This window comes from Cellulosimicrobium funkei (assembly GCF_900155925.1).
In the GTDB taxonomy this organism is placed as follows: Bacteria; Actinomycetota; Actinomycetes; order Actinomycetales; family Cellulomonadaceae; genus Cellulosimicrobium; species Cellulosimicrobium funkei.
On sequence record NZ_FTMI01000001.1, the window covers coordinates 721,103 to 748,051 of the forward strand.

The window sequence follows — 26,949 nt, forward strand, 5'->3', positions numbered from 1 at the left end:
GATGAACCTCGCCGGACTCACGTTCCAGCCGCTCGTGCCCCTGTGGGCGCTGGCGCTGCTCGTGCTGCCGCTGCTCGGCCTCGCCGGGTGGCAGGCGGTCGTGGCCGGGCGCCCGGGGCCCGACGGCGCCCCCCGCCCCGGCGCCCCGCGAGCGGCCTGGGTGCGACGGGCCGGGGCGGTCGCGCTGCTCGGGATCATCGGGATCGCGCCGTCGGTCGCATCGACGGACCGCGACACGTCGGTCGCGAACGTCGACATGTTCTTCGTCGTCGACCGCACGGGGTCGATGGCGGCCGAGGACTACGGGCCCGAGGGCGGCCAGGAGCGCCTCGACGGCGTGCGGCACGACATCACGAGCCTCACGGAGGCGATCCCCGGGGCGCGGTACTCGATCATCTCGTTCGACTCGCAGGCGTCGCGCCAGCTCCCGCTGACGACGGACGCGCGCGCGATCACGTCCTGGGCCGACACGTTCCACCGCGAGATCACGCGGTACTCGCAGGGGTCCCTCACGGACCGGCCGCTCGACGAGCTGCGGTCCGCGCTCGAGGGCTCGGCGGAGCAGCACCCGGCCAACGTGCGGCTCGTCTTCTTCCTCACCGACGGCGAGCAGACGGCGGAGGGCGAGCCGCGGTCGTTCGCCGACCTCGCACCGCTCGTCGACGGCGGAGCGGTGCTCGGCTACGGGACCGCCGAGGGAGGCCGCATGAAGGAGTACGACCCGGACGTGGACCCCGAGGACGCGGAGTACCTCGTCGACTGGTCGAAGCCGAGCGACGGCGGCGAGCCCGTCGAGGCGCTGTCCGTGCTGGACGAGGCGACGCTCACCGCGCTCGCCGACCAGCTCGGCGTGCCGTACGTGCACCGGCAGGAGCCGTCGGAGACGGCGTCGCTCGTCGCGGGCGTCGACCCGCAGCAGGTCGCGGCGGACGGCCGCCGCGACGTCACGGCGTACCGGCCGGTCGTGTGGCCGTTCGCCCTCGCGCTCGTGGCGCTGCTCGGGGTCGAGGCGTGGTTCTGGGCGCGCTCGGCGAGCCGCTCGCTCGTGCGCCCGACGGCGCCCGACCGGGCGGAGGTGCGCCGATGACCTGGACCCCTCCCCCGGCACCCCCGCCCGGCGCCCGCGCGCCCCGGCCCACGGGCGCCGCCGCCCTGCGTGCGGCGCGGCAGCGCCGGCGCCGGTGGTGGCTCCTCGGGACCCTGCCCGTCGTGCTCGTGCTCCTCGTGCTGGGGGTCACGCTCGCCCTGCGCGCCCCGGTCGCCTCGCTCGCGAAGGACCGCTACGACGCCGGCGACACCGAGGGCGCGGCGAGCGCGTACGGCCTCCAGCGCACGCTCAACCTCGTCGAGCCGTGGAAGGCGCACTACAACCACGGGACGGCGCTCGCGCGGACCGAGGACTCGTGGTCGCTGTACGACGCGATCCGGTCCCTCGACCGCGCCTACGACCTCGCGGAGAACGCGTCTCCCGAGGAACGGTGCATGATCCAGACCAACCTCTCGCTGACGTACGAGATCCAGGGCGACGGCGACATGGCCTACGCCGACCGCAAGGCGGCGGAGCTCGCCCTCGTCGAGGAGGCGATCGCCGCCCGCGACGCGGGCCTGCCGTACGACGAGGGGGTGCTCGACCCGTACGGGGACGGCACCGAGCTCGACCCGGCGGAGCTGCGCCAGGACGTCCAGGACTGGTACGAGTACGCCGAGCAGGAGTACGCGACGGCCGAGCAGATCCGCGGCTGGCCCGACTGCGGGGAGTCCGAGCAGACCCCCGAGCAGCAGGAGCAGGACGCGGCCGCACAGCAGCGCCTCCAGGACAAGCAGCAGGAGGCGCAGGACGCGCAGCCCGAGAACCAGGACGGTGGCGACACCTCGGAGGGCGAGGGCGACGGCTCCGAGGGCGACGAGCAGTCGGACGCCTCGGGCGGGGACGGCGCGCAGGGCGAGGACCAGCAGAGCCAGGCCGAGCGCGAGGAGCAGCAGCGCCAGGAGCAGCTCGAGCAGCAGGGCTCCGAGGCGCGCGACGAGCAGGAGCGCCTCGAGCAGGAGTACCGCGACCTCTACGGGGACCAGCCGGGCACCGGCAGCGACCCGGGCGACAGCAGCGGGGGCGGCACCAAGAACTGGTGAGCGCCGGCTGCGCCGCGGCCGATCCGCCGTCGCCCGTCGGCCGCTCCGGCGACCGCCTGCTCTCCACGCCGGCCGGTGGAGCCGGACGCGTCGCAGGGGTGCCCAGCCTGCGAGACGACGGGCACGACCCGAGGACGCGTCGCTCACCCGCCCGTACCCTCGGCGACCGTGACCACACCCGAGGACCTGCCCGTCCTGCGCGCGCTCCACTCGACGCCGTCGCGCCGCTACCTCTCGCCCGACCCGGTGCCCGACGACGTGCTCGACGCGATCCTCGACGCCGCGGTCCGCGGGCCCAGCGGAGGCAACCGGCAGCGGTGGGCGTGGGTCGTCGTGCAGGACCCCGCGACGAAGGCGCAGATCGCCGCCTGGTACCGCGAGGGGTGGCGCGCGGCGTACGGGGACCGCCGCGACGCCGTCCTCGGTGCCGCGACCGACGACATCGGCGTGAGCGAGGCGGGCTTCCGCGCCGTCGAGCACCTCGCGCTGCACCTGGAGGAGGCTCCGGTGTGGGTCGTGCCGGTGCTGCGGGACGCGGCGCGCTCGACCGACCCCCGGCTCGGCGCCTCGATCTACGGCGCGGTGCAGAACCTCGTCCTCGCGGCCCGGGCCTACGGGATCGGGACGACGCTCACGACCTTCCACACCGTCCGGGAGGGCGACGTCGCCGCGCTGCTCGGTCTGCCCGACGACGCGCTGACGATGGGCCTGCTCCCCCTCGGGTACCCGACCCGAGGCCGCTGGTCGGAGCCGCGGCGGCGTCCGCTCGCGGAGGTCGTGCACCGGGACCGGTGGCACGGCTGAGCGCGCCGGGAAGAGGAGACCGCCCGGACGCGTTCGCCCCGGAGGACACGCACGGCCTGACGGCCGCGACGACGGCACGGCACCCGGGCGACCGGGCGAGGAGGAGCAGCATGACCGCGACGAGCACGGGGCCCGGCGCCACCGGCGTCGACCACCTGGTCCTGGACAACCCGTCGTGGAGCGCGCTCACCGGCGCGCACGCGCACCTCGCCGAGGGCGACGACCTGGCGCGACGCTACCCGGCCGACGTCTCCCCGATCACGGGCGTGCGCTCGTGGACCGACCCGGGCGTGTGGGACGCGATCGCCGCGCTCGTCGGCCCGGGCGGGCACTTCTCGGCGCCGCCGGCCGGGGTCGAGCCGCCGCGCGGCTGGACGGTCGAGGCCCGCGTCGAGGGCGTCCAGCTCGTCGAGACCGAGCGCCTCGTCACCCGGCCCGACCCGGAGGCTGTCGTGCTCGGCGCGGACGACGTCCCGGAGATGCTGGCGCTGGTCGAGCGCAGCCGACCGGGTCCTTTCGAGGCGCGGACCTACCTGCTCGGCCGGTACGTCGGGTTCCGCGACGGCGACGGCCGTCTCGTCGCCATGGCGGGCGAGCGCCTGCGGCCCGCGGGGTGGACCGAGATCAGCGCCGTGGCGACCGACCCCGACCACCGCGGGCGCGGCCTCGCCTCGCGTCTGGTGCGCGACGTCGCGTTCCACGTCCAGGAGCGCGGCGACCGCGCGTTCCTGCACGCCGCGGCGCAGAACGTCGGCGCGATCGGCGTCTACGAGCGGCTCGGGTTCGCGCTGCGCCACCACCCGACGTTCGGGTCGCTGCGCGCGCCGGGCTGACGGCCTCGTCGCCGGGCCCGCCCCACGCTCCGGCCACGCGACCACGCGGCCGATCGGACGCTCGGCGCCGTGCGGCTCAGTCCTCGATCCCCTCGACGAGCAGCGTGCGGGGCCCGGGGCCCTCGTCGGCGAGCGCGTCGTGGGGGTTGACGAGGACGCACCGGCGCAGCGAGAGGCACCCGCAGCCGATGCAGTCCGTGAGGTGGTCGCGCAGGCGCGTGAGCTGTTCGATGCGCGCGTCGAGGTCGGCGTGCCACCCGGCCGAGAGCCGGTGCCAGTCCTTGGCCGTGGGCGTGCGGTCGCCGGGGAGCGTCGCGAGCGCGGCGCGGATGCGCGCGAGCGGGATGCCCACGCGCTGCGACGCGCGCACGAACGCGACGCGGCGCAACGTCTCGCGCGTGAAGCGCCGCTGGTTGCCGGGCGTCCGACGGCTCGTGATGAGCCCCTCGCGCTCGTAGAAGTGCAGCGCGGACACGGCGACGCCGCTGCGCGCCGCGAGCTGGCCGACGGTGAGCTCGTCGCTCGGGGCCGGGGCGGTGTCGGGCACGGTGGTACCTCCACGCAGACGGGCCTGACGGCCGACGCGGCGGACGCGACCGGTCACCCCTCGGCCCGGGGCACTTGACCTGAACAATTGTTGAGGTTCGAGACTAGCAGGGCGCGCCCGTCAGGCAGCGCGGCCCGGACCGTGCGACGGCCCAGAGGGGCCGTGCACCACGCGGCCCGCCCACAGCACCGCGCACGACCGCCCTGCACGACCCGATCCCGAAGGAGCACCCGTGGACGCCATCCGCCTGCACGCGTTCGGACCACCCGAGAACCTCGTGCTGGACCAGGTCCCCGACCCGGTCCCCGGCCCCGGCCAGGTACGCGTCGCCGTGCGCGCGCACGGCGTCCACCTGCTCGACACGGCGCTGCGCCGCGGCGAGGTCGCGGGACCGCTGCCGCTGCCCACCCTGCCCACGGTTCCCGGGCGCGAGGTCGCCGGGGTGGTGGACGTCGTCGGGCCGGGCGTGGACGCCGCATGGCGCGGGCGACGCGTCGCGGCCCACCTCGGCGCCACGCCCGACGGGGGCGGGTACGCGCGACTGGCGGTCGTGCCCGTCGAGGCGCTGCACCGCATCCCCGACCACGTCACCGCGCCCGACGCGCTGGCCATGATCGGCACCGGGCGGACCGCCGTCGGCATCCTCGACCTGGCGGGACTCGCCGCGACGGACACCGTCGTCGTCACGGCCGCGGCCGGCGGGCTCGGCACGTTGCTGGTCCAGAGCGCGCTCGCGGCAGGGGCGCGCGTCGTCGCGCTCGCCGGCGGCCCGGAGAAGGTCGCCCTCGTGCGGTCGCTCGCCGGGCAGGCGCAGGAGGACCGCCTCGCCGCCGTCGACTACCGGGCCGACGGCTGGCTCGACGAGGCGCGGACCGCCGTCGGGCAGCACGCCCCGGAGGGCGCGACCGTGCTCCTCGACGGCGTCGGCGGCGACGCGGGCACCGACGCCGCGAGCCTCGTCGCGCCGACCGGTCGCCTCGTGCTCTACGGCTGGGCGTCGGGGGCGCCGAACCGGGCCGGTGACGTCGACCACCCGGGCGGCAAAACAGGGGCCCACGGCGGCACGCCGGACGTACGGTGGGCGGTGGGACCCCGGGCCCGACCCTGGGGAGACCTGTCCGCGCTGCAGGAGCGCGCGCTCGCGCTCGCGGCGGACGGGACGTGGCGGGTCGTCACGCACCAGATCCCCCTCGCGGAGGCCGCGCGCGCCCACCGCGAGCTCGAAGCGCGCGCCACCACCGGAAAGGTCGTTCTCGTATGACGGCGGACCCCCGCACCGACGCCGACGCACCGGCGTACGGCTCCCCCGCACCCGGCGCGGGCGAGGCCGGCACGGGAGACGTCGGCGTACCCACGACCGCCCCCGCGACCGGCCCGACCGAGGCGGGCACGCTCTCGCCCGGGACGCAGCGCACGGTGCTGTTCGGCATGGTCGCGTTCGTGTTCCTCGGCGCGTTCGAGGCGCTGGCCGTCGCGACCGCCATGCCGACGGTCGCCGTCGAGCTCGACGGGCTCACGCTGTACACGCTCGCCTTCGCCGCGTCGCTCGCGTCGAGCGTCGTCGGCATGGTGGCGTCCGGCCGCTGGAGCGACCGCGCCGGCCCGACCACCCCGCTGTGGACCGGCATCGGGCTCTTCCTTGCCGGGCTGCTCGTCGCCGGGCTCGCGCAGGACATGCTCGTGCTCGTCGCGGGCCGCGTGCTCCAGGGCGTCGGGACGGGCCTGTACATCGTCGCGCTGTACGTGCTCGTCGCGCGCGTCTTCCCCACCGACCGGCGCCCGAAGGTCTTCGCGGCGTTCGCGGCGGCCTGGGTGATCCCGTCGATCGTCGGGCCCGCCATCGCGGGGCTCGTGGTCGAGCACGTCGGTTGGCGCTGGGTGTTCCTCGCCGTCCCGGTCCTCGCGGTGCCCGCGCTGTTCCTCATGCGCCCGGGGATGCGTGCCGCCCGCGGCTCGGCCCCCGAGCCCGCCCCGGCGTCCACCCCGCTGTCCGGGGACCGGCCCGACGACGCCGAGTCGCCGCTCGACCGGACCGCGCGCCAGGCGTCGCTCACCTGGGCCGTCGTCGCCGCCGTCGGGATCGGGGCGCTCAACTACGCGGGCCAGCTGCGCGGGGTGGGGCTCGCGGCCCTGCTCGTGGCGTCGCTCGCGGCCGTCGCGCTCGCCGTCCCGCGACTGCTCCCCCGCGGCACGACCCGCGCGGCCCGCGGCCTGCCGAGCGTCATCGCGATCCGCGGCCTCGTCGCGGCCGCGTTCACCGGTGCCGAGGTGCTGCTCCCGCTCCTGCTGTCGCACGAGCGCGGCCTCTCGCCGTCGCTCGCGGGCGCCGTGCTGACGTTCGGCGCCGTCGGCTGGTCGACGGGGTCGTGGCTCCGCGGCCGGGCGACCTGGGGTCTCCAGCACGCGGGCTACGTGCGCCTCGGCGGGACGCTCGTCGCGCTCGGGATCGGCGGCGCCGCGCTCCTCGCCTGGACCGCCGTGCCGCCCGTGGTCGGGATGGTCGCGTGGACCCTCGCCGGGCTCGGCATGGGCATGACGCACCCGACGCTGTCCGTGCTCACGCTCGAGCTCTCGCCCGTCGCCGAGCAGGGCGCGAACTCGTCCGCGCTCCAGGTGTCCGACGCCGTCGCGGCCGCGACCGCGCTCGCCGTCACCGGGTCGCTCCTGTGGGCCCTGCACCCCACGCTCGGCCTGGCGTCGTACGTCGTGTGCTTCGGGGTCACGGTGCTGCTCGCGGCGGGCGTCGCCCTCCTCGCACCGCGCACGCGCCCGGTCCTCAGGGCGTAGCGCGCAGCCCGGCGGCGGCGTCGGCGTACCGGTCGAGCACGATCGCGGTGAGCCGCGGGTCGGGCGCGAGCGGGCCGGTCACGACGTCGGCGCCCGCCTCCAGCACCCGGTCGTAGAAGAAGCCGGGCGCGAGGAGGTAGGCCGCGACGACGACCCGCCCGCCCGGGGCGAGGCTTGCGCGGGCGGCGGCGACGGCGTCGGGCACCGTGGGCGTCGCCATGGCGCCGTAGCCGACGGAGACCGGGCCGGGGACGCGCTCGCGGAGCCCGGCGGCGAGCGTCTCGACGTCGCGCGCGGCGCCCGGGCGGCTCGACCCCGCGGCGGCGATCACGACGGCGTCGCCGTCGCGCAGCCCGGCCTCCGCGAGCCGCTCGGCGAGCAGGTCCACGAGGCGCGGGTCGGGACCGAGCGGCCCCGACGCGGCAGCGGCCCCGGTGCCGGGGCCGCGGTCCTCGACGGCCGCGGCGACGTCCACGCTCACGTGGAACCCGGCGGAGAGCAGGAGCGGCACCACCACGGCGTCGCCGGGCGCCCCGCCGTCGGACGGGGCGACGACGGCGGTCACGACGTCCGCCACCTCGGGCTGCTGCACGTCCACGAACGCCTCGCGCACGTCGAGGTCGGGGCGGGCGGCGCGCACGTCGTCCAGGAGGGCGCGGACCACCCCGCGCCCCGCGAGGTCGTCGGTGCCGTGGGAGCAGCCGACGAGCACGGGTGCCGCGGCGCGCGGGCCGGTCGGATCGCCGTCGAGGGAGGTGGGGCTGTCCGGGCTCATGCGGGCTCCCGTCGTGGTCCGGTCCGGCGACGGTCGTGGTCGCCCCTGGGGCCACCAGGGTAGCCACGCCGCGCCGTCAGCCCTCGACGCCGGTCGCCTCGTGGGACGAGCCCACCGGCTTGGACTCGGGCGACCCGCGCTCGCGCAGGTAGATCGCGAGGACGACCATGCTGAGGACGGCCAGCATCTCGGACTGCCAGTTCTGGAACGTACGGCTCCAGAAGTCCGGCATGGACAGGTACTCCGTCCACGGCACGGGGTCCTGGAGGTCGCGCAGCTGCTCCTCGCTGAACGCGACCGCGCCTGCCGCCGACTGCGCGGCCCACGACCCGAGGAAGATCGCGCCCATGACGAGCGACAGGGAGCGCGAGTAGACGGCGAGCCGCCAGCCCCGGGCGCGGGCCCACGCCGGGGAGTCGGCGGTCGCGTGCTCGCCGACCTTCTGGTCCTCGTCGGACTCGCGGCCCGCCTGGTCGAGCTTCTTCGACTCGGGCGAGCCCCGCTGCACGAACCACACCGTCGCGGTGATGAAGAGGAGGAACTGCAGGTACTCGGACTGCCAGTTCTCCGTGACGTCGACCCAGAACGCCGACGACAGCACGTACTGGCCGAACGTCACCGGGTCGAGGCCCGCCGCCCGCTGGTCGGTGTTGAAGACGGCGACGCCGCTCACGGCCTGCGCGACGAGCGACGCGAGGAACGCGAGCGCGAAGAACAGGCTCAGCGAGCTCGCGCGCAGGCCACCGAGGACGCCGCCCTTCCCGCTGCCGGCGCTCATCGGTGCACCGCCGCCAGCACGAACGTGACCGCGAGGCCCGCGACGACGAGCACGAGCGTGGCCCAGAACATCAGCCGTGGGACCCTCATGCCTCCACCTCGCAGTCGTAGGGGCGGTCGTCGCGGGGCGTGCAGCCCGCCGCGGTGACCACCCACGCGTCACCGGAGAGCGCGAGGAAGACGGTGTCGGTCGCCGTCACGACCTGCGCCTGACGTCCCGCGACGTGGACGTCCTCGACGACGACGGCGGGTCCGGCCGCGGCCAGCCCGGCGAGCGGGCCGTCCGGCGCGGTGACGACGTCCGCGCACGGCTCGCCCTCGTCGGCGGCGAGCGCGTCGGCGGCGTCGGGCAGGATCAGGGCGCACGCCGCGTCACCGTCCCCCGTGGCGAGCGCGCCCGCGAGGTCCTCGACGACGTCCCGCGCCTCCGCCGCGCCGGGTCCCGCGCACCCCGCGAGCGTGGCGGTCACGAGCGCGAGGGCCGCGAGCCCGACGCCCGGACCCGTCCGTGACCGCCGACCAGCACTCCCGAGCACACGACCCTCCCGTGGCGACGCCGCGCCGACCGTGTCGCCGGCGCTGAGCCTCATGCTCGCGGTTCTGGGTGTGCTCGCAAGCAGTGGCCCGGGCACGGTTCGGCACGGAGCGCGCCCGCTCGGCACCTCGAGGTGCCGAGCGGCGCAGCGAGTGCCGACGCACGTCCCGCGTGCCGACGGGTGGGCTCAGCCCCAGACGAGTCCGCGCGCCGGGTCCTCGAGGATCCGCGCGACGTCGGCCAGCACGCGCGCGCCGAGCTCGCCGTCGACGAGGCGGTGGTCGAAGCTCAGCGCGAGCTGCGTGACCCAGCGCTTGCGGATCTTCCCCTTGTGGACCCAGGGCTGCTCGCGGATCGCGCCGAACGCGAGGATCGCGGCCTCGCCGGGGTTGAGGATCGGCGTCCCCGTGTCGATGCCGAACACCCCGACGTTGGTGATCGTGATCGTGCCGTCGGACATGTCGGTGGGCGACGTGCGCCCGGCCCGCGCGGTCGCGGTGAGGTCCGCGATCCCGCCGGCGAGGCCGTGCAGGTCGAGACGGTGCGCGTCCTTGATGTTCGGCACGACGAGCCCGCGCGGCGTCGCCGCCGCGATCCCCAGGTTCACGTAGTGCTTGTAGACGATCTCCTGCGCGGCGTCGTCCCAGCTCGCGTTGATCTCCGGGTGGCGGCGCACCGCGAGGAGCAGCGCCTTGGCGGTGACGAGCAGGGGCGTGACGCGCACGTCCGCGAACTCGCGGTCCTCCCGCAGGGTTCGGACGAGCTTCATGGTGCGCGTGACGTCGACCGTGTGGAAGACCGTCACGTGGGGGGCGGTGAACGCGCTCGTGACCATCGCCTCGGCCGTGCGCTTGCGCACCGACTTCACCGGCACGCGCGTCTGGCGGCCGTCGGCCGTGACGGCGCCCGTCGCGAGCCACGGCTGGTCGTCGTCGGCGTACGTCGCGAGCGGCTGCGCCTTCGCCTGCTCGTGGTAGGCCTGCACGTCCTCGCGCGTGACGATCCCGCCCGGGCCGGTGCCCGCGACGCTCGCCAGGTCGACGCCCAGGTCCTTCGCGAGCTTGCGCACCGGCGGCTTGGCCAGCACCGGCAGGGTCGCGTGCCCGACGGCGGCCGGCGCGCTCGCCGGCGGGGCGGGGGCCGGGGCCGGGGTCGACGCCGCGGTGCTCGCCGCCGGGGCCGTCCGGACCGGGGTCGCCGGGCCGGGGCGGTCGGTCGTGCCGGGCCGTGCGGCCCCGGCCCCGGTGGGCGCAGCGGGCGCGGCAGCGGTGGGCGCGGCGGCGGGCTCGGCCGCGCGGCGCCGACGCCGGGCCGTGCCCGGCTCGACGGTGCCGTACCCGACGAGCACCGAGCCGGAACCCTCGCTCGCGGCGGGCGTCGCGTCGCCGGTGCCCGCCTGCGGTGCCGCGGCCGCTGCGGGTGCGTCCGCGCCGTCGGGCACGACGCCGGCCGGTGCGGTCGGCGCCGGGGCGGTGCCGCCCGGGTCCGTGTCCACGACGATGATCGGCACGCCGACCTCGACCGTCGTGCCCTCGGGCGTGAGGATCTCCGTGACGACGCCCGAGTACGGCGACGGCAGCTCGACGAGCGACTTCGCCGTCTCGATCTCGACGATCGTCTGGTTGACCGTGACGGCGTCGCCGACGGCGACGTGCCAGTGCACGATCTCGGCCTCGGTGAGGCCCTCGCCCGCGTCGGGGAGGTTGAACTTCTCGAAGGTGGGCACTGCGTGGTCCTCCTGGTGGTCCCGGTCGGCGCTGTCGAGGTCGCGGACGCGCGTCAGTACGCGAACGCGCGGTCGACGGCGTCGAGCACGCGGTCGAGGCTCGGCAGGTAGTCGTGCTCGATCTTCGCGACGGGGTACGGCGTGTGGAAGCCGCCGACGCGCAGCACGGGCGCCTCGAGCGAGTAGAAGCACTCCTCGGTCACGCGGGCCGCGACCTCGGCGCCCGAGCCGAGGTAGGTCGGGGCCTCGTGCACGACGACGCAGCGTCCTGTCCGACGGACGGACTCGACGACGGTCGCGGTGTCGAGCGGCGAGATGCTGCGCAGGTCCACGACCTCGATGCTGCGGCCCTCCTGCTCGGCCGCCGCGGCGACGCGGAGCGCGGTCGCGACGGTCGGACCGTAGGCGACGAGCGTGAGGTCCGTGCCGGGGCGGACGACCCGCGCCCGGTCGAGCACGGTCGCGCCCTCGCCGCGGCCCGCGACGTCGACCGGCCCCTTCTCCCAGTAGCGGCCCTTGGGCTCGAAGAAGAGCACCGGGTCCGGCGAGGCGACGGCCTCCTGGATCATCGTGTACGCGTCCTGCGGCGTGGACGGCGACACGACGCGCAGGCCGGCCGTGTGCGCGAACAGCGCCTCGGGGCTCTCGCTGTGGTGCTCGACCGCCCCGATCCCGCCGCCGTACGGCACGCGGATCACGACGGGCACCTGGAGCTTCCCGCCCGAGCGGTAGCCCATCTTCGCGAGCTGGGTCGTGATCTGGTCGTACGCGGGGAAGATGAACCCGTCGAACTGGATCTCGCACACCGGCCGGTAGCCGCGCAGCGCGAGACCGATCGCCGTGCCGAGGATGCCGGACTCCGCGAGCGGCGTGTCGACGACGCGGTCCTCGCCGAAGTCCTTCTGCAGGCCGTCCGTCACGCGGAAGACGCCGCCGAGCGCGCCGATGTCCTCGCCCATGAGCAGGACCTTGGGGTCGTTCTCCAGCGACCGGCGCAGCCCCTCGTTGATGGCGCGGGCCAGGGTCAGGGTCTTGCTGTCGCTCATCGCGCCACCTCCGCGGTCGGCTCCTCGAAGGACTGCTGGTACTCGGCGAACCACGCCTTCTCGCGCTCGACCACGGCGTTCGGGGTCGCGTAGACGTGGTCGAACATGCTCGCCGGGTCCGGCGCGGCGAGCGCGCGGACCTCCTCGCGCAGCCGCTCGCCCAGCGCGTCGGCCTCGGCGGCCAGGTCGGCGGCGAACGCGTCGTCCCACGCGCCCTCGGCGCGGAGCAGGTTCTCGAGCCGGTCGATCGGGTCCCGGCGGCGCCAGTAGTCCTCCTGGGCGCGCGACCGGTACTTCGTCGGGTCGTCGGACGTCGTGTGCGCGCCCATGCGGTAGGTGAATGCCTCGACGAACGTCGGGCCGCCGCCGGAGCGGGCGCGCTCGAGCGCCTCCGCGGTCACGGCGTAGCACGCGAGCACGTCGTTGCCGTCGACCCGCACGCTGGGGATGCCGAACCCGCCGCCGCGGCGGTAGAGCGGCACGCGGGTCTGCCGGGTCGTCGGCTCCGAGATCGCCCACTGGTTGTTCTGGCAGAAGAAGACGACCGGCGCGTTGTTCACGGCCGCGAAGACGAGCGCCTCGTTCACGTCGCCCTGCGACGTCGCGCCGTCGCCGAAGTACGTGACGACGGCCGCGTCGCGCTCCGGGTCGCCCGACCCGACGAGGCCGTCACGCTGGACGCCCATGGCGTACCCCGTCGCGTGCAGCGCGTGCGACCCGATGACGAGCGTGTACAGGTGGACGTTGTGCGCCGTCGGGTCCCACCCGCCGTGGTCCACGCCGCGGAAGAGGCGCAGGCGCGCCGTCGGGTCGATGCCGCGCACGTGCGAGACGCCGTGCTCGCGGTACGACGGGAAGACGTAGTCCTGGGGGGCGAGCGCGCGGCCCGAGCCGATCTGCGCGGCCTCCTGGCCCTTCGCCTGCGCGAACAGGCCGAGCTCGCCCTGGCGCTGGAGCGACGTCGCCTCGTCGTCGAAGCGGCGCGTGAGCACCATGTCTCGGTAGAGCCCGCGCAGCGCCGCGGCGTCGAGGTGGGCGACGCGCTCGCGGTAGCCGTCGGTCTCCGGGGTCGTGACGCGGGCGCCCGCAGGTGTCACGAGCTGGAGCAGGGGTGCGTCGTCGGGACCGCCCGCGACGTCGGGGAGGTCGGGGTGCGTGCTCGCAGCGTCCCGCACGCCGGTTCTCGCGTCGTTCTCGGTCACGCGACTCTCCTTCGGTGCGGCCCGACCGTGCGGCCGGCCCGCTCGGGGGCAGGAGGCGCCCGGTGCGGGGCGCCGTCGGAACCTACGTCTCCGTAGCCTACGCAAGCGTAGGCTACGACCCCGTAGGTAGCGCCTCCGACGTGTCGCCCAACGTCCGTCACGACCGGCTGTAGGGAACCTCCAATCCCCACCGGCGCACCCCCGGCCCCGGGAGGGCTGCCCCTACCGCGGGTAGACGCCGCCCGAGCGCAGCGCGTCGCGCTCGCGCAGGACCGGCCAGCGCGAGAACGCGAACACGAGGAACATGACGACGTTGAGGATCGGCACGAGGCCCACGAGCACCCACCAGCCGGAGTAGCCGGCCTTCTGGATGATCCGGACGTAGGCGATGAAGAAGATCACCGCGACCGCGACGTAGAGGACCAGGGCCGCGCCCCCGAAGAGCCAGCCGTTGTCCTCGACGAACTGCTCCCACTCCTGGTTGTCCATGCCGCGAGTCTTCTCGCGTGACCAGGACCCGGCAACCGCGCCGCGGGCGCCCGCCGCTACGGCGTGCCGTCGTCGTCCGCGCCGACGAGCGCGCGCGCCACGTGCTGGGTCGTGGCGCCGAGCTCGAGGACGGTGTCGCAGGCCTGCTCGACGCGCGGGTTGTGCGTCGCGACGACCACGGCACGCCCCTCGTCCGCGAGCTCGCGCAGGAGCCCGACGATCGCGTCGGCGTTCCCCTCGTCGAGCGCCCCGGTGGGCTCGTCGGCGAGCACGACGCGCGGCCGCTTGAGGAGCAGCCGCGCCACGGCGACGCGCTGCTGCTCGCCGCCCGACAGCTCGTAGACCGCCGCGCGCTCGTAGCCGCCGAGCCCCACGCGCTCGAGCACCTCCTCGCGCCGGCGCGCGCGGTCCGCCCGCCGGACGCCCCGGCTCACGAACGCGACGTCGAGGTTCGCCGCCACCGTCGCGTTGTCGATGAGCGCGTAGTTCTGGAACAGGTACCCGAGCTCGTCCCGTCGGAACAGGCGCCGTCCGTGCGGGCTCAGCGCGGTGACGTCGCGCCCGTCCACGAACAGCGTCCCCGCGTCCAGCCGGTCGAGCAGGCCCACGCAGTTGAGCAGCGTCGTCTTCCCCGAGCCGCTCGACCCCACGAGGCCCGCCATCGAGCCCGCCTCCACGCTCAGCGTGAGGCCCGTCCAGACCGTCCGCGCCCCGTAGAACTTGGCCGCACCCACGACCTCGATCATCGCCATCCCCCTTCGTTCAGCTGTCACTGGATCGCGTCCGCAGGAGCCTGCGCTGGGCCACCGCGAGCGCGGTCACCAGCAGGGCGGACGACACGAGGCACACCGCCACCGCGACGAGCGGCTCCGCTCCCGCGAGCAGCCGCGGCGCGGCGGCCGCGACGACGGCGCCGAGGGCCGGCGGCGTGCGCGGCGGGTTCGCCGCCACGTACGCGACGAGCAGCACCGCCGAGGCAGCCTCGGCGAGGAACGCCGCGCGGTACCGCGCCGCGAACGACCACCCCGCGATGTAGCGGACGAACACGCTCTGCGCGTACCGCCGCGTGTACGCGCTCGACACGACGACCGCGGTGAGGAGCACGACGCCGGCCGCCGCCGCGATGTTCGCGAGCCCGAGCCGGAAGCTCCGGACGAGCTTCTGGTACTCCTCGGCCGCGGCGTCGGCGATCGGCGTGACCGAGAGGACGTAGTCGCGGATGCCCGCCGCGCGGCTCTCCTCCAGCACGTACGCCGGGTCGAGGAAGACGACGTCCCCCGTCGAGGTGTACGCGCCGTACCCGTCGGCGCTCACGACCTCCGAGGCCGGGTCCACGACGAGCACGACCGGCTCGTCCACGAGCGGCGACGCGCTCGGGTCCGCCGCGTTGCCGTAGTCGAACAGCGTGCTGCCCTCGGCGAGCGGCGCACCGCGCTCGACGGCGCACGTCGCACCGAAGTAGTCCGCCCACGAGCCGACGGCGGCCACGACGTCGTCCTGCTGGTCCACCCGCAGCGTGGCGGGCAGGTGGATCGTGAGGCACGACCCCGGCGCCGGGACGAGCCGCGACCCGGCCGCGTCGCGGACGTCCTGCTCCTCCAGGTACGAGGGGCTGACGAGGAGGACCGGCTGGTCCTCGGGCACGACCGTCACCGTGCCGAACGCCGAGACGGGCTGCCGCGCGGCGAGCACCGCCTCGCGGTCGTCGAGCGCCCGCACGACGACCTCGCCGAGGCGCTGCGCGAACTCGCCCGCCCGGGCCTGGTCGTCGCCGCCCACGCCCACGGAGGTCGCGCCGCCCGCGCTCTGCCAGGCGGAGCGGGCGGCCTGCTGGCCCGCGATGAGCTGGCCCGCGTGCACGGCGGAGAAGATCGACGCGACGAGGATGACGAGGGCGCAGAACCGCACGCCGAACGCGGCGGGGACGACCCAGGCCCCGACGGACTCGCCCTTGATCGCGGCGGCGAGCGGGATGCGCTGCGCGGCGGCCGTCGAGACGGCGTGGGCGGTCACGGTGACGAGCAGCAGCCCGGCGAGGACGGCGGCGGCCAGACCGAGGAACGTCGTCGCCTGCGCGAACCCGTTGTAGGCGCCGAGCACGATCGCGCACACGACGGCAGCACCACCCAGGTGGAGGGCGAGGCGTCGGCCGATCGGGGCGAGGTCGCGCCGCAGGATGCTGGAGAACGGCGCGCCCTGGAGGCGCTGGACCGCGTACGCCCGGGCGTTGAGGAGCGCGCCGCACCCCGCGAGGAGCACGACGGCGACCGCCGCGATGGCGTAGCCCGCCGGGATCGGCGTGCCCGCGAGGTAGCGGTGCCACGAGAGGATCGTCGGGTAGGAGTCGGCCGACGCCGTCACCCCGGCCTCCCGCAGCGCGGCGGCCAGCGCCTCGGCCTCCGCCGGGCCGCACGAGAGCCCGTAGGAGCCCACCGGGCTCGTGGCCCCGAGCTCGGCACCCGGGTGCACCTGCGTGGTGACGCCGCGGCTGAAGTCGGCCACACCGTGGTCGAGCCACCGCCCGCCCGGGTCGGCCGAGCCGTCACCGAGGACGGAGAGGTGTCGCGTCGAGACGTCGGTGAGGTCGAAGGTCACCTTGGCGACGGTGCAGTCGCGGGAGGTCGCGAAGGTCGCGATCGTGCCGTACACCTCGGCGCTCGACGCGGTCGTGCCGAGGGAGTCGACGCGGAGCTGGGCGTCGAACCCGCGGACCGCGAACTCGCTGTACGCCTGCACCGTGAAGAAGGCGAGGAAGAGGCTGACGACCACCGCGAGGGCGTAGGCCAGGCTGAGGCTTCTGTTCGGCATGGAGGCTCCGCGCCGGACCGGGCAGGGGCGGCACGGCGCCGCCCCTGCCCTGCGTCCGTGCTACGCGCACGTGTGCCAGTAGGCGTGGTCCACGCGCATGGGCCAGTCCTTGGCGTGCACCTTCGCCCAGACCCCGGGCTTGATGTTGGTCACCCGGTAGAGCTTCCCGTTGTGCACGGACGCCCCGTGGCACTGGGTGTTGTGCAGGTAGTGCGAGTAGATCGCCCCGGAGCTGGTCCCGTAGTTCCAGATCCCGCCGCCCACGAGCTGCGAGCCGGCGAACGCCGCTGCGGGCGTGAGAGCCAGGACACCGGCGACCATCGCCGTCGTCAGTACTCGACCAAACTTCATATCTCCCCCTTCGGAAGTGATTGCTACGTAAAAGTAGCAATCCGGAGACGCGAGCACCAGGGGCTGGGCCGATCTGGGAAAGTTCTGTTGCCGGAACGCCGGGGAGCGTCGAGGAGGGGTTACAGCCAGGTCGCGCTGACGCGCAGGAAGAGGTCGGTCGCCTCGGGCTCGCCCACGCTCACGCGCAGGCCCTCGCCCGCGAACGGGCGCACGATCGCGCCGGCGGCACGCGCCTCCTCGGCGCGCTGCGCCGTGCGGTCCCCCAGGTCGAACCACACGAAGTTCGCCTGCGACTCCGGCAGGGACCAGCCCTGGTCGCGCAGCCCTTCGACGAGGCGGGTGCGGTCCGCCACGAGGTGCTCGACCCGCTGCAGGAGCTCGTCCCGCGCCCCGAGCGACGCGATCGCGGCACGCTGCGCGACGTGCGAGACCCCGAACGGCGTGGAGACGGCACGGATGCCCGCCGCGAGGCGCGGACGCCCGACGGCGTACCCGACGCGCAGGCCCGCGAGGCCGTACGCCTTGGAGAACGTGCGCAGCAGCACGACGTTCGGGTGCTGCGCGTACACCGCGAGACCGTCGGGGGCCTCCGGGTCGCGCACGAACTCGAGGTACGCCTCGTCGAGCACCACGAGCACGTCCGACGGCACCGCCGCGAGGAACGTCTCGAGCTCGTCGCGGTGCACCGCCGGACCGGTCGGGTTGTTGGGCGTGCACACCATGACGACGCGCGTGCGCTCGGTGACCGCCGCGGCCATCGCGGGCAGGTCGAGGCGCCCGCGGTGCTCCCCCGTCCGGAGCGGGACCCGCACCGACGTGCCGCCCGCGACCGCGACCGCGATCGGGTACGCCTCGAACGAGCGCCACGGGTAGACGACCTCGTCGCCCGGCTCGACGACCGCCTGGAGGACGTGCGCGAGCACCGCGACCGAGCCGTTGCCCACGACGACCTCGTCGGCCCCCACCCCGAGGTCCGCCGCGAGCGCCTCGGTGAGCTCGGTCGCGTACATGTCGGGGTAGCGGTTCGCGTCCGCCGCGGCGTCGGCGATCGCCGCCACGACCGAGGGCAGGGGCGGGTACGGGTTCTCGTTCGAGGAGAGCTTGAACGCCGCCGCACCCGGGGCGACGCGCGCCCCCGGGACGTAGGCCGGCAGGGCGGCGACGGCAGGACGCAGGGGGACGCGGGGTTCGTGGGCCACGGTCCTCGATCATGCCACCCGTGCGGCGTCGTCCGTGGCGCGCGACGACGCGCCGCACGCCGCCCTCGTGCCGCACGACCGCCCGGATGGCAGGATGCCGGATATGAGCTTCGTCGTCCGCGTCCTCATCACCGGTCTCGCGATCTGGCTCACGAGCCTGTTCATGGACGAGCACTTCCAGATCGTCGGCTCCGACACGGCCGGCGGCAAGGTCGTGATCGTCCTCGTCGTGGCGCTGCTCTACTCGCTCGTGAACGCGGTGATCAAGCCGATCGTGCAGGTCCTCTCGATCCCGCTCTACATCCTCACGCTGGGGCTGTTCTCGCTCGTCGTCAACGCGCTCATGCTGATGCTCACCGCGTGGATCACCGAGCAGACGGACTGGGGCATCCGCATCATCGGCGGGTTCTGGTGGGCGCTGCTCGCGGCCCTCATCATCGCGGTCATCAACTTCCTCGTCTCGGCCGTCGTGCCGAAGGCCCAGGACCGCTGACCCGAGCGCTCTGCCGCGCGCGCCGCCGCTCACCCTCCCGACCGGCCCGCCGGGAGGCGGCACCGGGCCGTCACCGCGCATCGTCCTCGCCACCACCCGCCCCGGCGCCCCCGAGCGTGCCCGTGCCGCCGAGCGTGCCGGAGCCGCCCGCCGTCCCGGACGTCCCCGGCGTGCCGAGGGACGGGCCCGGCGTGCCGAGAGACGGGCCCGGCGCCGTCACGACGCCGTCCGGTGCCTGCCACGGGGGCCACGGCGGCCTCGGCACCGCGAGCTCACCGACGCAGAACGTCGTCTCGGGGTCCGGGACGAGACGTGCCTCGTAGACGAGCGGGTCCTCCGCCTCCCCGTCGAGCCAGTGCTCCACGTCGGCGAGGTGCTCCTCGAGGCCGCGGTCGCCCACCTCGACCGCGGCGTCGAGCACGTCCTGGTGGTAGCCGACGGAGTGCGGCACGTCGAGCGGCGGCCCGCCGCCGGGCGCGAAGACGGTACCGGTCACCGTCACGCGCTCAGGCGTCGCCGGGTTCGGCTTCCCGTCGAGGCCGGAGACCCCCTCCCCGCTGGTCTCGAGGTGCGTGGCGCGCACGCCGGGCGGGAGGCCGTGCCCCCCGACCGGTGACCCGGCGGTCACGACGTGGCGCACCTGGTAGGTCCCGACCGTCGCCGCCGCGATCGTGGCCGCGACCATGCCGCCCTGGCTGTGCCCGACGAGCACGACGTCGTCCTCGGGCCCGATGCCCGACTGGCCCATCGCGTCGAGCACCGCCCGCACGCTGTCCGCCCGCGCGCGCTGGGACTCGTCGTCGGACATGAGGTCGTAGTTGGACGTCATGTTCCACACCGTCCGGAGGTTGCCGGGCTGGGTGCCCGGGATCGCGACGACCCACGTGGGCGTCCCGCCGTCCTTGACGATGCGCTGGACGCTCAGCACCGAGTCCGTGCTCCCGAGCGCCGCCACGGCGCCGAGGGCGGACCGCGTGTCCGTGGGGGTCGGCAGGTCGTAGGGCGCAGCGTCGACCCGCCGCACCTCCGGGTCGGGCAGGAACCGGTCGCGCAGCGGCTGGACGGACGCCCGCAGCACCGCCGCCGCGTTCCCGACCGTCGGCACGGCGTACCAGGGGCGGTCCGGGTCGAGCATGCCGATCGTGCGACCCAGCGCGCGGACGGTCGCGGGGTGCAGCGCCTCGCCCGTCGTGACGAGCCGACCGAGAGCGGGCCCTCCGTGCAGCAGCGACTGCGCGAGCCCGGCGAGGCCCTGCGCGACGATCATCCCGAGCCCGGCGGCGCCCGCCCCCGCCAGCCCGTAGTGCCGTCCCACCACGACCAGCGCGGTGTCGGACCACCCGGCGGCGGCCGCGGCGTCCGCGTCGTCGTACACCCGGACCGCCTGGTGCAGCCGCCCGGCGAGCCCGCGCAACCGCTGCTCCTCCTGCCCGGTGTGCAGGGCCGCCGCGTCGAGGTCGTCGAGGAGAGCCGCGCGCGCGGCCCGGACCTCCGCCGACCAGAACGGCGTCGTCGTCAGGTTCGCACCTGCGGCCGACCCGAGCGGCTCGGCCGGGACGAGCCGCCCGGCGTACGCCGTCGGCGTGGCCGTCGTGACCTCCACCGCGTGCCGCGCGTCCCGCAGCGCCCCTGCCGCTCCCGCAAGGAGGTCCGCCCGGGCCGCGAGCACCGCGGCCTGCGCGACGACCCCCGCCGTCTCGACGACCGTCGGCTCCGTCCCGCCACGGATCACGACGGACGGACCGGGCGGCGACCCGCTCATCAGCCACCTCCCGCGGCGAGCCCCGCGGCCAGCCCCGCCCGCAGGCTCGTGACGTCGGCCTCCGCGAGCACGGTGAGCGCGTCCAGCCGCACGAGGCACGTGCCGAGCGTCTCGTCGAGCCGGAGCAGGGCTGCCCGACCCTCCGCCGTCGCGTCGTCGTACGCGTGCCGCGCCTGCCCGGCCCACGGGAGGTCGGGGGTCTCCAGGGCGGCGCCGGCGCGCGCGGCGTCGTCGGTCGCCGTGCGGACCTTGTCGCGGGCACGGGTGATCCCGAAGGGTGCGGCGAGGCACGGCGGTGGTGGCGGGGTCGGCATGGCGGCGACCGTACGGAGCCCCGCCGGCCGACGGCGCGGCAGGTCGCCAGGCTGTGGACCGAACCCTCGCGCCCGGACGCTGGGGACGGCCACGGGCCGCGCGACGGCTCCGTTGCCCGGACTGCGGGCGGCACCGACCGCCGTCGGGCACGCGTGGGAGAATCAGGGGCGTGCCCGAGAACCCTGCCGCAGCCGCCCCTGCCCGCGTGAGCCTCGCCGAGGTGACCCCGCCGATCGCGCTCGGCCCGCTCGACGGCCGCTACCGCGCCGCGGTCGCCCCGCTCGTCGACCACCTCAGCGAGGCAGCGCTCAACCGCGAGCGCATCCACGTCGAGGTCGAGTGGCTCATCACGCTGTGCAACGGCGTCCAGGCGGTCGACGAGAACGCGGTCCGCCCGGTCGTGCCCGGCGCGCCCCAGCTCTCCGACGCCGAGGTCGCCTACCTGCGCCGCATCCCCGCGACGTTCGGGGGCGACGAGATCGCCGAGCTCGCCGCGATCGAGCGCGAGACGGTGCACGACGTCAAGGCGGTCGAGTACTTCGTCAAGCGCCGCCTCGCCGCGGCGCCCGACACGCTGGGCCCCGACACGGTGCTGCCCGGCGTCGGCGAGCTCGTGCACTTCGCGTGCACGAGCGAGGACGTCAACAACCTGTCCTACGCGCTCATGGTGCGCGGCGCCGTCGAGCACGTGTGGCTGCCCGCCGCGACGGCGCTCGCCGACCAGCTCGCGGACATGGCGCGCGAGCACGCGGGCGTGCCGATGCTCTCCCGCACGCACGGCCAGCCCGCGACGCCGACGACGCTCGGCAAGGAGCTCGCCGTCCTCGCGCACCGGCTGCGCCGCCAGCTCCGCCGCGTCGGCGCGGCCGAGTACCTGGGCAAGCTCAACGGCGCGACGGGCACGTACGGCGCGCACACCGTCGCCGTCCCGGGCGTGGACTGGCCGTCGGTCTCGAAGCACTTCGTCGAGGGCCTCGGTCTCACGTGGAACCCGCTGACGACGCAGATCGAGTCGCACGACTGGCAGGCCGAGCTGTACGCGGACGTCGCGCGGTTCAACCGGATCCTCCACAACCTCGCGACCGACGTGTGGACGTACATCTCGCTCGGGTTCTTCACGCAGATCCCCGTGCCGGGCGCGACCGGGTCGTCGACCATGCCGCACAAGGTCAACCCGATCCGGTTCGAGAACGCCGAGGCGAACCTCGAGATCTCGTCCGCGCTGCTCGACACGCTCGGCGCGACGCTCGTGACGTCGCGCCTCCAGCGCGACCTCACGGACTCGACGACGCAGCGCAACGTCGGCCCCGCGTTCGGTCACTCGCTCCTCGCGATCGACAACGTGCGCCGCGGCCTGAAGGCCCTCGCCGCGAACGCCGACCTCATGGCGGCGGACCTCGACGAGAACTGGGAGGTGCTCGGCGAGCCCATCCAGTCGGCCATGCGCGCGGCGTCGGTCGCGGGCGTCCCCGGCATGGAGAACCCGTACGAGCGCCTCAAGGACCTCACGCGCGGCCAGCGCGTCGACGCGGCGCGGCTCCGCGAGTTCGTCGCGGGCCTCGGCCTGCCCGACGACGTCGCACAGCGCCTCTCGGACCTCACCCCCGCGACGTACACGGGCCTCGCCTCCCGCCTGGTCGAGACCTACCTGGACTGACCGGCCGGTGCCGAGCACGGGGTCGGCGACCGAATCCTCGGGATCTCGGTCGCCGACCCCGTTCTCGTCCGCACCCCGCGTCGTGCTCGACGGCGCCCGGGTCAGACGGCGGTCGGCTCGCCCGGGCGGGGGCCGCCCCGGCCCGGCATCCCACCCGCGGCGGCGAGCCGGGCGCGGTGCGCCGCGCGCACCTCGGCGAGCTCGTCGAGGCGGTTGACGACCCAGGTCAGGACGAGCGTCGCGGCGGCCGCGAGCGCGAGCAGCCCGAGCACGTCGCCGAGGTCCGCGGTCTGGACCTTCACGGTCCCCGACCAGAAGAAGGTCGAGCGGCTCAGCACGCCTGCGAGGGCGAGACCGCCGAGCACCGGGACGGCCGGCCGCGTCCGGCGCCACGGCAGCGCGACCCCGAGGAGCAGAACGACCGGCGCAGCCAGCGCGGGAGGCGTCCACGGGCTCAGCGCGACACCCGACCACCACGGCACCCCGAAGCTCGCCGCGTCGGCAGCGGTCGCCGCGGCGAACCCGCCGACGGCCAGAGCCATCGCCCCGAGGGTCACGGCCCGGACCGTCCACGGCTCGGGCCCGACCCGGCACGCCCGACGTGCGGCGAGCACGCCCGCGTAGACGGACACCGCCGCGACCCACGGCGCGTCGAGGTACGCCGCATAGCTGCTCCCCGCGCCGAGCGAGACCGCGAGCCCGCCCATCCCGGCGACGGCGGCGAGCACCGCAGCAGCGAGGCCGACGCGCTGCGCCCCGGCGAGCGTGAGGGCCACCGCCGCGAGCCAGAGGGTCCACATCGACGCCGCCGGGACGGTCGTCAGGAGCGGTGCGTGCCCGCTCGGGCCGAGCACGGCCCCGACGATCGCCGCGGCGAACGCGAGGACGCGCGCGGCCATGACCACGAGCACGGCGGGCAGGACCACGAGCAGGAGCCCCGTCGCCGCGCGCCGCTGCCGCGGGGACGAACCCAGCGGCGCGAGCAGCCACTCGCGCGCGGCGGCGCGCAGCAGGTCCCACCGCTCGGCCCGCGTCGGCCGCGACTGCCCGGACCGCGCGCCGTCGACCAGGTGCCCGAGCATCTCGGCCTCGTGCGCCCGCCGGTAGGTGCACGGGAACAGGCGCAGCAGCCGCCGGTAGTCCCGCACGAGGACCGGCGCCACCGGCAGGAGCGGGTCCGCGGGCGATGCCGCCACCCCGGTCACGCGGCAGCCGCCGTGCCGTCGGCCGCCGCCGCCAGGAACGCGCGGTGCGCGGCGCGGGCGGCGGCGAGCTCGTCGAGACGGTTGACGACCCAGCGGGTCGCGAGGGTCAGCGCCACCGAGATCCCGACCACCCCCAGGACGTTGCCGAGGTTCACGGCCGTCGTGTCGAGCGCGCCGGACCAGAAGACGTCCGACCGGCTCAGGGTCATGGCCAGGAGCGCGCCGCCGAGGACGGGAGCGGCCTGCCGGACCGGGCGGACGAGCACGAGCAGCGCCACGGTGCTCAACCAGAGCACCACGACGGCGTTGGCCGAGAAGAAGGAGTTCGGCGCCACCCAGACGTGCTCCTGCGAGACCGCCGACGCACCGCCCCGTGCCGAGAGCGCGAGGGTGGCCGCCGTCATCCAGAACGCCACCGCTCCCGCTCGCGCGCCGAAGACGGGCGCCTCCTGCCGTGCCCGCGCGACGAGGGTCAGGAGGAAGGCCAGGAGGACGACGACCCAGCCGACCGCCTGGAACGCGACGAACGCCCGTTCCACCGAGACGAGGGCCCCGACGGCTACGACTCCCGCCGTCGCGGCGAGCGCGACGAGCACGAGCGCCGTCCGCCGTGCTCCCACGGCGACGGCGACGAGCGCGGAGAGCCACGCCAGCCAGGCCGGCGCGAGGGGCGCCGCGACCAGTGCCGCCACGGTCGCCATCAGCACCGGTGAGGAGAGCGACCCGAGCGCCTCTCGCGCCGCGTCGTCCGTCACCGCCTGGACGGCGCGCAGGAGGTCGTACGCCGCGGGGACCGCGAGCACGGCGGTCAGCACGACCAGCACGACCACCGAGGCGGAGGCGCGCTGGCGCTCCGTCGGGCCCAGCGGTGCGAGCAGCCACTCGCGCGCGGCGGCGCGCAGCAGGTCCCACCGCTCGGCCCGCGTCGGGCTCGACTGCCCGGGCCGCGCGCCGTCGACCAGGTGCCCGAGCATCTCGGCCTCGTGCGCCCGACGGTAGGTGTACGGGAACAGGCGCAGCAGCCGCCGGTAGTCCCGCACGAGGACCGGCGCCACGAGCACCGAGCCGACGGCGTCCGGCTCGGGGTGGCCGTCGTGGCCGCTCATGCCGGCACCGCCCCGCCGTCGACGACTCCCCCGCCGATCCCCCGCGCGGGCCGGGCCGCGGTGCGGTCGCCCGCCGGGGCGGCCGTGCGGCGTCGGGCACCGAGACGTTCGAGCGCGCGGCGCGCCTGCGCCTCGGCGCGCTCGGCCTCGGCGGCGAGGCGCGATCCGCCCTCGGTGGTGAGCCGGTAGTACCGGCGCAGCCGCGAGTCGACGACCTCCTCGTGGTCGACCTCGACGAGCCCGGCGGCGACGAGCCGGTCGATCGCGCCGTAGAGCGTGCCGGCGCGCAGGGTGACGCGTCCGTCGGAGCTGGACTCGACGTCCTGCGCGATGCCGTACCCGTGCAGCGGCCCGGCGGCGAGCGCGGACAGCACGAGGAACGCGGGTTCCTGGAGCGGTTTCGATGCCATGGCGGCGACCATACTCTCGCCGCGAAGGCATGTGCAGGACCCGCACCGCACGGCGCGTCGCGGCCCGCCGGGCACAGGCCGGGAGGGTCCACCACGGTCGAGAACCTCGATCTCGGCGCCTCTGGCGTCCCGCACCGCGCCGGACCCGCGAGCGCCGACGACCCCACGCGCGGCGCCGCCGCCAGGAACGCGTGGCGCAAACCTTCACAGACACGATGTTCTGTGAAACTATCTGCCACATACTCGACGACCCGGAGGATCAGCAATGACGCTCGACGGCTCCCCCACGTCTCCCGCCCCGGCTCCGGCCGGCGTCGGACGACGACAGTTCCTCACCCTCGCCACGGCGGGCGTCGCGGCGAGCACGCTCACCGTGACGGTCGGCTCGCTCACCCCGGCCGCCGCGCTCACCACCCCCGGCGCGACCCACGCCGCACCGACCGCGGCCCCGGCGCCCCGCAAGCGCGAGCTGCGCGCGATGTGGATCTCGAGCGTCGTGAACATCGACTGGCCGTCGGCGTCCGGGCTCTCGGCGGAGCAGCAGCAGGCCGAGCTCCTCGGCTGGCTCGACGTCGCGCGCGACTTCCGTCTCAACGCCGTGTTCGTCCAGGTCCGCCCGACGGCCGACGCGTTCTGGCCCAGCCCCTACGAGCCGTGGTCGCAGTACCTCACGGGCGTGCAGGGCCAGGACCCCGGCTACGACCCCCTCGCGTTCGTCGTCGAGGAGTGCCACCGGCGCAACCTGGAGATCCACGCCTGGTACAACCCGTACCGCGTGTCGATGCAGGCCGACCCGGCGCGGCTCGTCCCCGAGCACCCCGCGCGGCAGCACCCGGAGTGGGTGTGGGCCTACGGGGGAAAGCTCTACTTCGACCCCGGCCTGCCCGCGGCGCAGGAGCACATCAAGAGCGCGATCCTGCACAGCGTCGAGAACTACGACATCGACGGCGTGCACTTCGACGACTACTTCTACCCCTACGCCGTCGCGGGCGAGACGATCCCGGACGCCGCGACCTTCGCGACCCACGGCGCCGGCTTCGACCGGGTCGAGGACTGGCGGCGCCACAACGTCGACACGTTCGTGCAGTCCATCTCGCAGCGCATCAAGCAGGCGAAGCCGTGGGTCAAGTTCGGCATCAGCCCGTTCGGCATCTGGCGCAACGCCTCCACGGACCCGCGCGGCTCGCAGACGGGCGGCTCGCAGTCGTACGACATGCAGTTCGCCGACACGCGCAAGTGGGTCCTCGAGGGCTGGCTCGACTACATCAACCCGCAGATCTACTGGCAGCTGGGGCTCGCCGTCGCGGACTACGCGAAGCTCGCCCCGTGGTGGGCCGACGTCGCCGCGCAGTCCGGCACGCACCTGTACATCGGCGAGGCGCTGTACAAGGTGACGTCGGGCGTCTTCACGGACCCGGCCGAGCTGTCGAACCACCTGACGTTCTGCCAGGAGCAGGAGCACCCTGTGCACGGCAACGTCTACTTCTCGGCCAAGCACGTCCCGGCCGACCCGCAGGGCTCGATGACGCGCGTGCGCGACGACCACTACCGGTACCCGGCGCTCGTCCCGGCCATGCCGCACCTCCCGGGCACGAAGGTCCGCACGCCCGTGCTCGCGTGGGCCGGCTGGCGCGACGACGGCGTCCGCGTGCACTGGACCGACGCCGGCGGCCGCCGGTTCGCGGCGACGTCGTTCGCGATCTACCGTGCCGACGGGTGGGTGCAGCACGTGGACACCGAGAACCCGGCGAACCTCGTCGCGACGCAGCGGGCCGAGGGCCGGGTGGTCCAGGACTTCCTCGACCCGACCGCCGTGCGCGGGCGCCGGTACACGTACGCCGTGACCGCGCTCGACCGCGTCTGGAACGAGTCCGCACCGAGCAGGGTCCGCTGGTCGGTGTGACGATCGTCGTGCCGGGCCTCGGCCCGGCACGATCGCCCTTCGCCGGAACTGGGGCCGCGCGAGGGGCAGCCCGACGGCGCGTGGTTCGC

At 75.4% G+C, this 26,949-nt stretch carries 26 protein-coding genes; 9 read left to right on the forward strand and 17 right to left on the reverse strand.

The features are described from left to right. The first annotated feature begins 1 nt into the window (after position 1). The 4 genes from BXA05_RS03145 to BXA05_RS03160 all read left to right on the forward strand — a co-directional run bounded on the left by BXA05_RS03145 (position 2) and on the right by BXA05_RS03160 (position 3,767). Positions 2-1,087 (forward strand): vWA domain-containing protein, encoded by a 1,086-nt coding sequence (locus BXA05_RS03145; RefSeq protein ID WP_076403839.1) that lies wholly within the window; start codon positions 2-4, stop codon positions 1,085-1,087. Continuing rightward, positions 1,084-2,130, forward strand: a complete 1,047-nt coding sequence (locus tag BXA05_RS03150) for a hypothetical protein (protein WP_143311017.1) — start codon at positions 1,084-1,086, stop codon at positions 2,128-2,130. Before BXA05_RS03145 ends, BXA05_RS03150 begins: the two co-directional genes overlap by 4 nt. A 168-nt stretch (positions 2,131-2,298) precedes the next feature. Next, positions 2,299-2,934: a nitroreductase family protein gene (locus BXA05_RS03155; protein ID WP_076403843.1), complete on the forward strand. Its 636-nt coding sequence runs from the start codon at positions 2,299-2,301 to the stop codon at positions 2,932-2,934. 110 nt (positions 2,935-3,044) lie between these two features. Next, positions 3,045-3,767: a GNAT family N-acetyltransferase gene (locus BXA05_RS03160; RefSeq protein ID WP_076403845.1), complete on the forward strand. Its 723-nt coding sequence runs from the start codon at positions 3,045-3,047 to the stop codon at positions 3,765-3,767. A 76-nt stretch (positions 3,768-3,843) separates the two neighbouring features. Here the strand turns inward: BXA05_RS03160 and soxR are convergent, their stop codons facing one another. Continuing rightward, entirely contained in the window at positions 3,844-4,314 is a 471-nt protein-coding gene (gene soxR / locus BXA05_RS03165) for a redox-sensitive transcriptional activator SoxR (RefSeq protein WP_076403847.1), read from the reverse strand. 232 nt (positions 4,315-4,546) lie between these two features. Here soxR and BXA05_RS03170 point away from each other — a divergent pair, with 232 nt between their 5' ends. Continuing rightward, positions 4,547-5,575, forward strand: coding sequence for an alcohol dehydrogenase catalytic domain-containing protein (locus tag BXA05_RS03170; RefSeq protein WP_076403849.1), 1,029 nt, complete (start codon positions 4,547-4,549; stop codon positions 5,573-5,575). Beyond that, positions 5,572-7,101: an MFS transporter gene (locus tag BXA05_RS03175; protein ID WP_083711314.1), complete on the forward strand. Its 1,530-nt coding sequence runs from the start codon at positions 5,572-5,574 to the stop codon at positions 7,099-7,101. The genes BXA05_RS03170 and BXA05_RS03175 overlap by 4 nt, the downstream gene beginning before the upstream one ends. On the opposite strand, the gene BXA05_RS03180 is transcribed toward BXA05_RS03175, so the two are convergent. The 11 genes from BXA05_RS03180 to hisC all read right to left on the reverse strand — a co-directional run bounded on the left by BXA05_RS03180 (position 7,091) and on the right by hisC (position 18,009). Continuing rightward, positions 7,091-7,876: a sirohydrochlorin chelatase gene (locus BXA05_RS03180; protein ID WP_083711316.1), complete on the reverse strand. Its 786-nt coding sequence runs from the start codon at positions 7,874-7,876 to the stop codon at positions 7,091-7,093. The genes BXA05_RS03175 and BXA05_RS03180 overlap by 11 nt on opposite strands. A gap of 76 nt (positions 7,877-7,952) precedes the next feature. Beyond that, complete coding sequence (locus tag BXA05_RS03185; RefSeq protein WP_076403851.1) at positions 7,953-8,654, reverse strand: DUF6766 family protein; 702 nt, start codon at positions 8,652-8,654, stop codon at positions 7,953-7,955. Between the two features lie 85 nt (positions 8,655-8,739). Further along, positions 8,740-9,123, reverse strand: coding sequence for a hypothetical protein (locus tag BXA05_RS03190; protein WP_061267040.1), 384 nt, complete (start codon positions 9,121-9,123; stop codon positions 8,740-8,742). A 252-nt stretch (positions 9,124-9,375) separates the two neighbouring features. Then, complete coding sequence (locus BXA05_RS03195; RefSeq protein WP_076403855.1) at positions 9,376-10,914, reverse strand: dihydrolipoamide acetyltransferase family protein; 1,539 nt, start codon at positions 10,912-10,914, stop codon at positions 9,376-9,378. A gap of 53 nt (positions 10,915-10,967) precedes the next feature. Then, on the reverse strand, positions 10,968-11,960 hold the full coding sequence (locus tag BXA05_RS03200) for an alpha-ketoacid dehydrogenase subunit beta (protein ID WP_076403857.1): 993 nt from the start codon (positions 11,958-11,960) through the stop codon (positions 10,968-10,970). After that, positions 11,957-13,135 carry a pyruvate dehydrogenase (acetyl-transferring) E1 component subunit alpha gene (gene pdhA, locus BXA05_RS03205; protein ID WP_211435821.1) on the reverse strand — a complete coding sequence of 393 codons (1,179 nt, stop codon included), beginning with the start codon at positions 13,133-13,135 and terminating at the stop codon, positions 11,957-11,959. The genes BXA05_RS03200 and pdhA overlap by 4 nt, the downstream gene beginning before the upstream one ends. A gap of 249 nt (positions 13,136-13,384) precedes the next feature. After that, positions 13,385-13,651 (reverse strand): DUF805 domain-containing protein, encoded by a 267-nt coding sequence (locus BXA05_RS03210; RefSeq protein WP_076403859.1) that lies wholly within the window; start codon positions 13,649-13,651, stop codon positions 13,385-13,387. Positions 13,652-13,707: 56 nt separating this feature from the next. Then, complete coding sequence (locus tag BXA05_RS03215) at positions 13,708-14,403, reverse strand: ABC transporter ATP-binding protein (protein WP_244550367.1); 696 nt, start codon at positions 14,401-14,403, stop codon at positions 13,708-13,710. A 10-nt stretch (positions 14,404-14,413) separates the two neighbouring features. Next, entirely contained in the window at positions 14,414-16,459 is a 2,046-nt protein-coding gene (locus tag BXA05_RS03220) for a bacteriocin-associated integral membrane family protein (protein ID WP_143311018.1), read from the reverse strand. Positions 16,460-16,519: 60 nt separating this feature from the next. Continuing rightward, on the reverse strand, positions 16,520-16,810 hold the full coding sequence (locus tag BXA05_RS03225; RefSeq protein WP_082774291.1) for a lactococcin 972 family bacteriocin: 291 nt from the start codon (positions 16,808-16,810) through the stop codon (positions 16,520-16,522). Between the two features lie 119 nt (positions 16,811-16,929). Continuing rightward, positions 16,930-18,009 carry a histidinol-phosphate transaminase gene (gene hisC, locus BXA05_RS03230; RefSeq protein ID WP_076403862.1) on the reverse strand — a complete coding sequence of 360 codons (1,080 nt, stop codon included), beginning with the start codon at positions 18,007-18,009 and terminating at the stop codon, positions 16,930-16,932. 103 nt (positions 18,010-18,112) lie between these two features. On the opposite strand from hisC, the gene BXA05_RS03235 reads away from it, so the two are divergent. Continuing rightward, positions 18,113-18,502: a phage holin family protein gene (locus BXA05_RS03235; protein WP_021483630.1), complete on the forward strand. Its 390-nt coding sequence runs from the start codon at positions 18,113-18,115 to the stop codon at positions 18,500-18,502. 70 nt (positions 18,503-18,572) lie between these two features. Here BXA05_RS03235 and BXA05_RS03240 read toward each other — a convergent pair whose 3' ends face one another. Then, positions 18,573-20,264, reverse strand: coding sequence for a PGAP1-like alpha/beta domain-containing protein (locus BXA05_RS03240; protein WP_076403864.1), 1,692 nt, complete (start codon positions 20,262-20,264; stop codon positions 18,573-18,575). Then, positions 20,264-20,578, reverse strand: a complete 315-nt coding sequence (locus BXA05_RS03245; protein ID WP_061267047.1) for a hypothetical protein — start codon at positions 20,576-20,578, stop codon at positions 20,264-20,266. The genes BXA05_RS03240 and BXA05_RS03245 overlap by 1 nt, the downstream gene beginning before the upstream one ends. 170 nt (positions 20,579-20,748) lie before the next feature. Between BXA05_RS03245 and purB the strand changes: the two genes are divergently transcribed. Continuing rightward, positions 20,749-22,236, forward strand: a complete 1,488-nt coding sequence (gene purB / locus BXA05_RS03250; protein ID WP_076403866.1) for an adenylosuccinate lyase — start codon at positions 20,749-20,751, stop codon at positions 22,234-22,236. Between the two features lie 101 nt (positions 22,237-22,337). On the opposite strand, the gene BXA05_RS03255 is transcribed toward purB, so the two are convergent. The 3 genes from BXA05_RS03255 to BXA05_RS03265 are packed head-to-tail and all read right to left on the reverse strand — an operon-like array spanning position 22,338 to position 24,957. Next, complete coding sequence (locus BXA05_RS03255) at positions 22,338-23,432, reverse strand: hypothetical protein (RefSeq protein WP_143311019.1); 1,095 nt, start codon at positions 23,430-23,432, stop codon at positions 22,338-22,340. Between the two features lie 5 nt (positions 23,433-23,437). Then, the gene (locus BXA05_RS03260; RefSeq protein ID WP_076403870.1) at positions 23,438-24,547 is read right to left on the reverse strand and encodes a hypothetical protein; all 1,110 of its coding nucleotides are present in this window, start codon (positions 24,545-24,547) and stop codon (positions 23,438-23,440) included. Further along, a complete protein-coding gene (locus BXA05_RS03265) occupies positions 24,544-24,957 on the reverse strand; it encodes a PadR family transcriptional regulator (RefSeq protein WP_009862297.1) in 414 nt (137 codons plus the stop codon). The genes BXA05_RS03260 and BXA05_RS03265 overlap by 4 nt, the downstream gene beginning before the upstream one ends. Before the next feature lie 265 nt (positions 24,958-25,222). On the opposite strand from BXA05_RS03265, the gene BXA05_RS03270 reads away from it, so the two are divergent. Beyond that, a complete protein-coding gene (locus tag BXA05_RS03270) occupies positions 25,223-26,860 on the forward strand; it encodes a glycoside hydrolase family 10-like protein (protein WP_076403872.1) in 1,638 nt (545 codons plus the stop codon). Positions 26,861-26,949 lie beyond the last annotated feature (89 nt).

Bases quoted from the DNA above. Each gene is read 5' to 3' on its own strand.
- BXA05_RS03180 (WP_083711316.1), bottom strand. From the start codon at position 7,876: ATGAGCCCGGACAGCCCCACCTCCCTCGACGGCGATCCGACCGGCCCG.
- BXA05_RS03185 (WP_076403851.1), bottom strand. From the start codon at position 8,654: ATGAGCGCCGGCAGCGGGAAGGGCGGCGTCCTCGGTGGCCTGCGCGCG.
- BXA05_RS03265 (WP_009862297.1), bottom strand. From the start codon at position 24,957: ATGGCATCGAAACCGCTCCAGGAACCCGCGTTCCTCGTGCTGTCCGCG.
- BXA05_RS03240 (WP_076403864.1), bottom strand. From the start codon at position 20,264: ATGAGCGGGTCGCCGCCCGGTCCGTCCGTCGTGATCCGTGGCGGGACG.
- BXA05_RS03245 (WP_061267047.1), bottom strand. From the start codon at position 20,578: ATGCCGACCCCGCCACCACCGCCGTGCCTCGCCGCACCCTTCGGGATC.
- BXA05_RS03160 (WP_076403845.1), top strand. From the start codon at position 3,045: ATGACCGCGACGAGCACGGGGCCCGGCGCCACCGGCGTCGACCACCTG.
- BXA05_RS03210 (WP_076403859.1), bottom strand. From the start codon at position 13,651: ATGGACAACCAGGAGTGGGAGCAGTTCGTCGAGGACAACGGCTGGCTC.
- BXA05_RS03270 (WP_076403872.1), top strand. From the start codon at position 25,223: ATGACGCTCGACGGCTCCCCCACGTCTCCCGCCCCGGCTCCGGCCGGC.
- BXA05_RS03145 (WP_076403839.1), top strand. From the start codon at position 2: ATGAACCTCGCCGGACTCACGTTCCAGCCGCTCGTGCCCCTGTGGGCG.
- BXA05_RS03150 (WP_143311017.1), top strand. From the start codon at position 1,084: ATGACCTGGACCCCTCCCCCGGCACCCCCGCCCGGCGCCCGCGCGCCC.
- BXA05_RS03220 (WP_143311018.1), bottom strand. From the start codon at position 16,459: ATGCCGAACAGAAGCCTCAGCCTGGCCTACGCCCTCGCGGTGGTCGTC.
- BXA05_RS03200 (WP_076403857.1), bottom strand. From the start codon at position 11,960: ATGAGCGACAGCAAGACCCTGACCCTGGCCCGCGCCATCAACGAGGGG.
- BXA05_RS03225 (WP_082774291.1), bottom strand. From the start codon at position 16,810: ATGAAGTTTGGTCGAGTACTGACGACGGCGATGGTCGCCGGTGTCCTG.
- BXA05_RS03215 (WP_244550367.1), bottom strand. From the start codon at position 14,403: ATGGCGATGATCGAGGTCGTGGGTGCGGCCAAGTTCTACGGGGCGCGG.
- BXA05_RS03175 (WP_083711314.1), top strand. From the start codon at position 5,572: ATGACGGCGGACCCCCGCACCGACGCCGACGCACCGGCGTACGGCTCC.
- BXA05_RS03235 (WP_021483630.1), top strand. From the start codon at position 18,113: ATGAGCTTCGTCGTCCGCGTCCTCATCACCGGTCTCGCGATCTGGCTC.
- BXA05_RS03260 (WP_076403870.1), bottom strand. From the start codon at position 24,547: ATGAGCGGCCACGACGGCCACCCCGAGCCGGACGCCGTCGGCTCGGTG.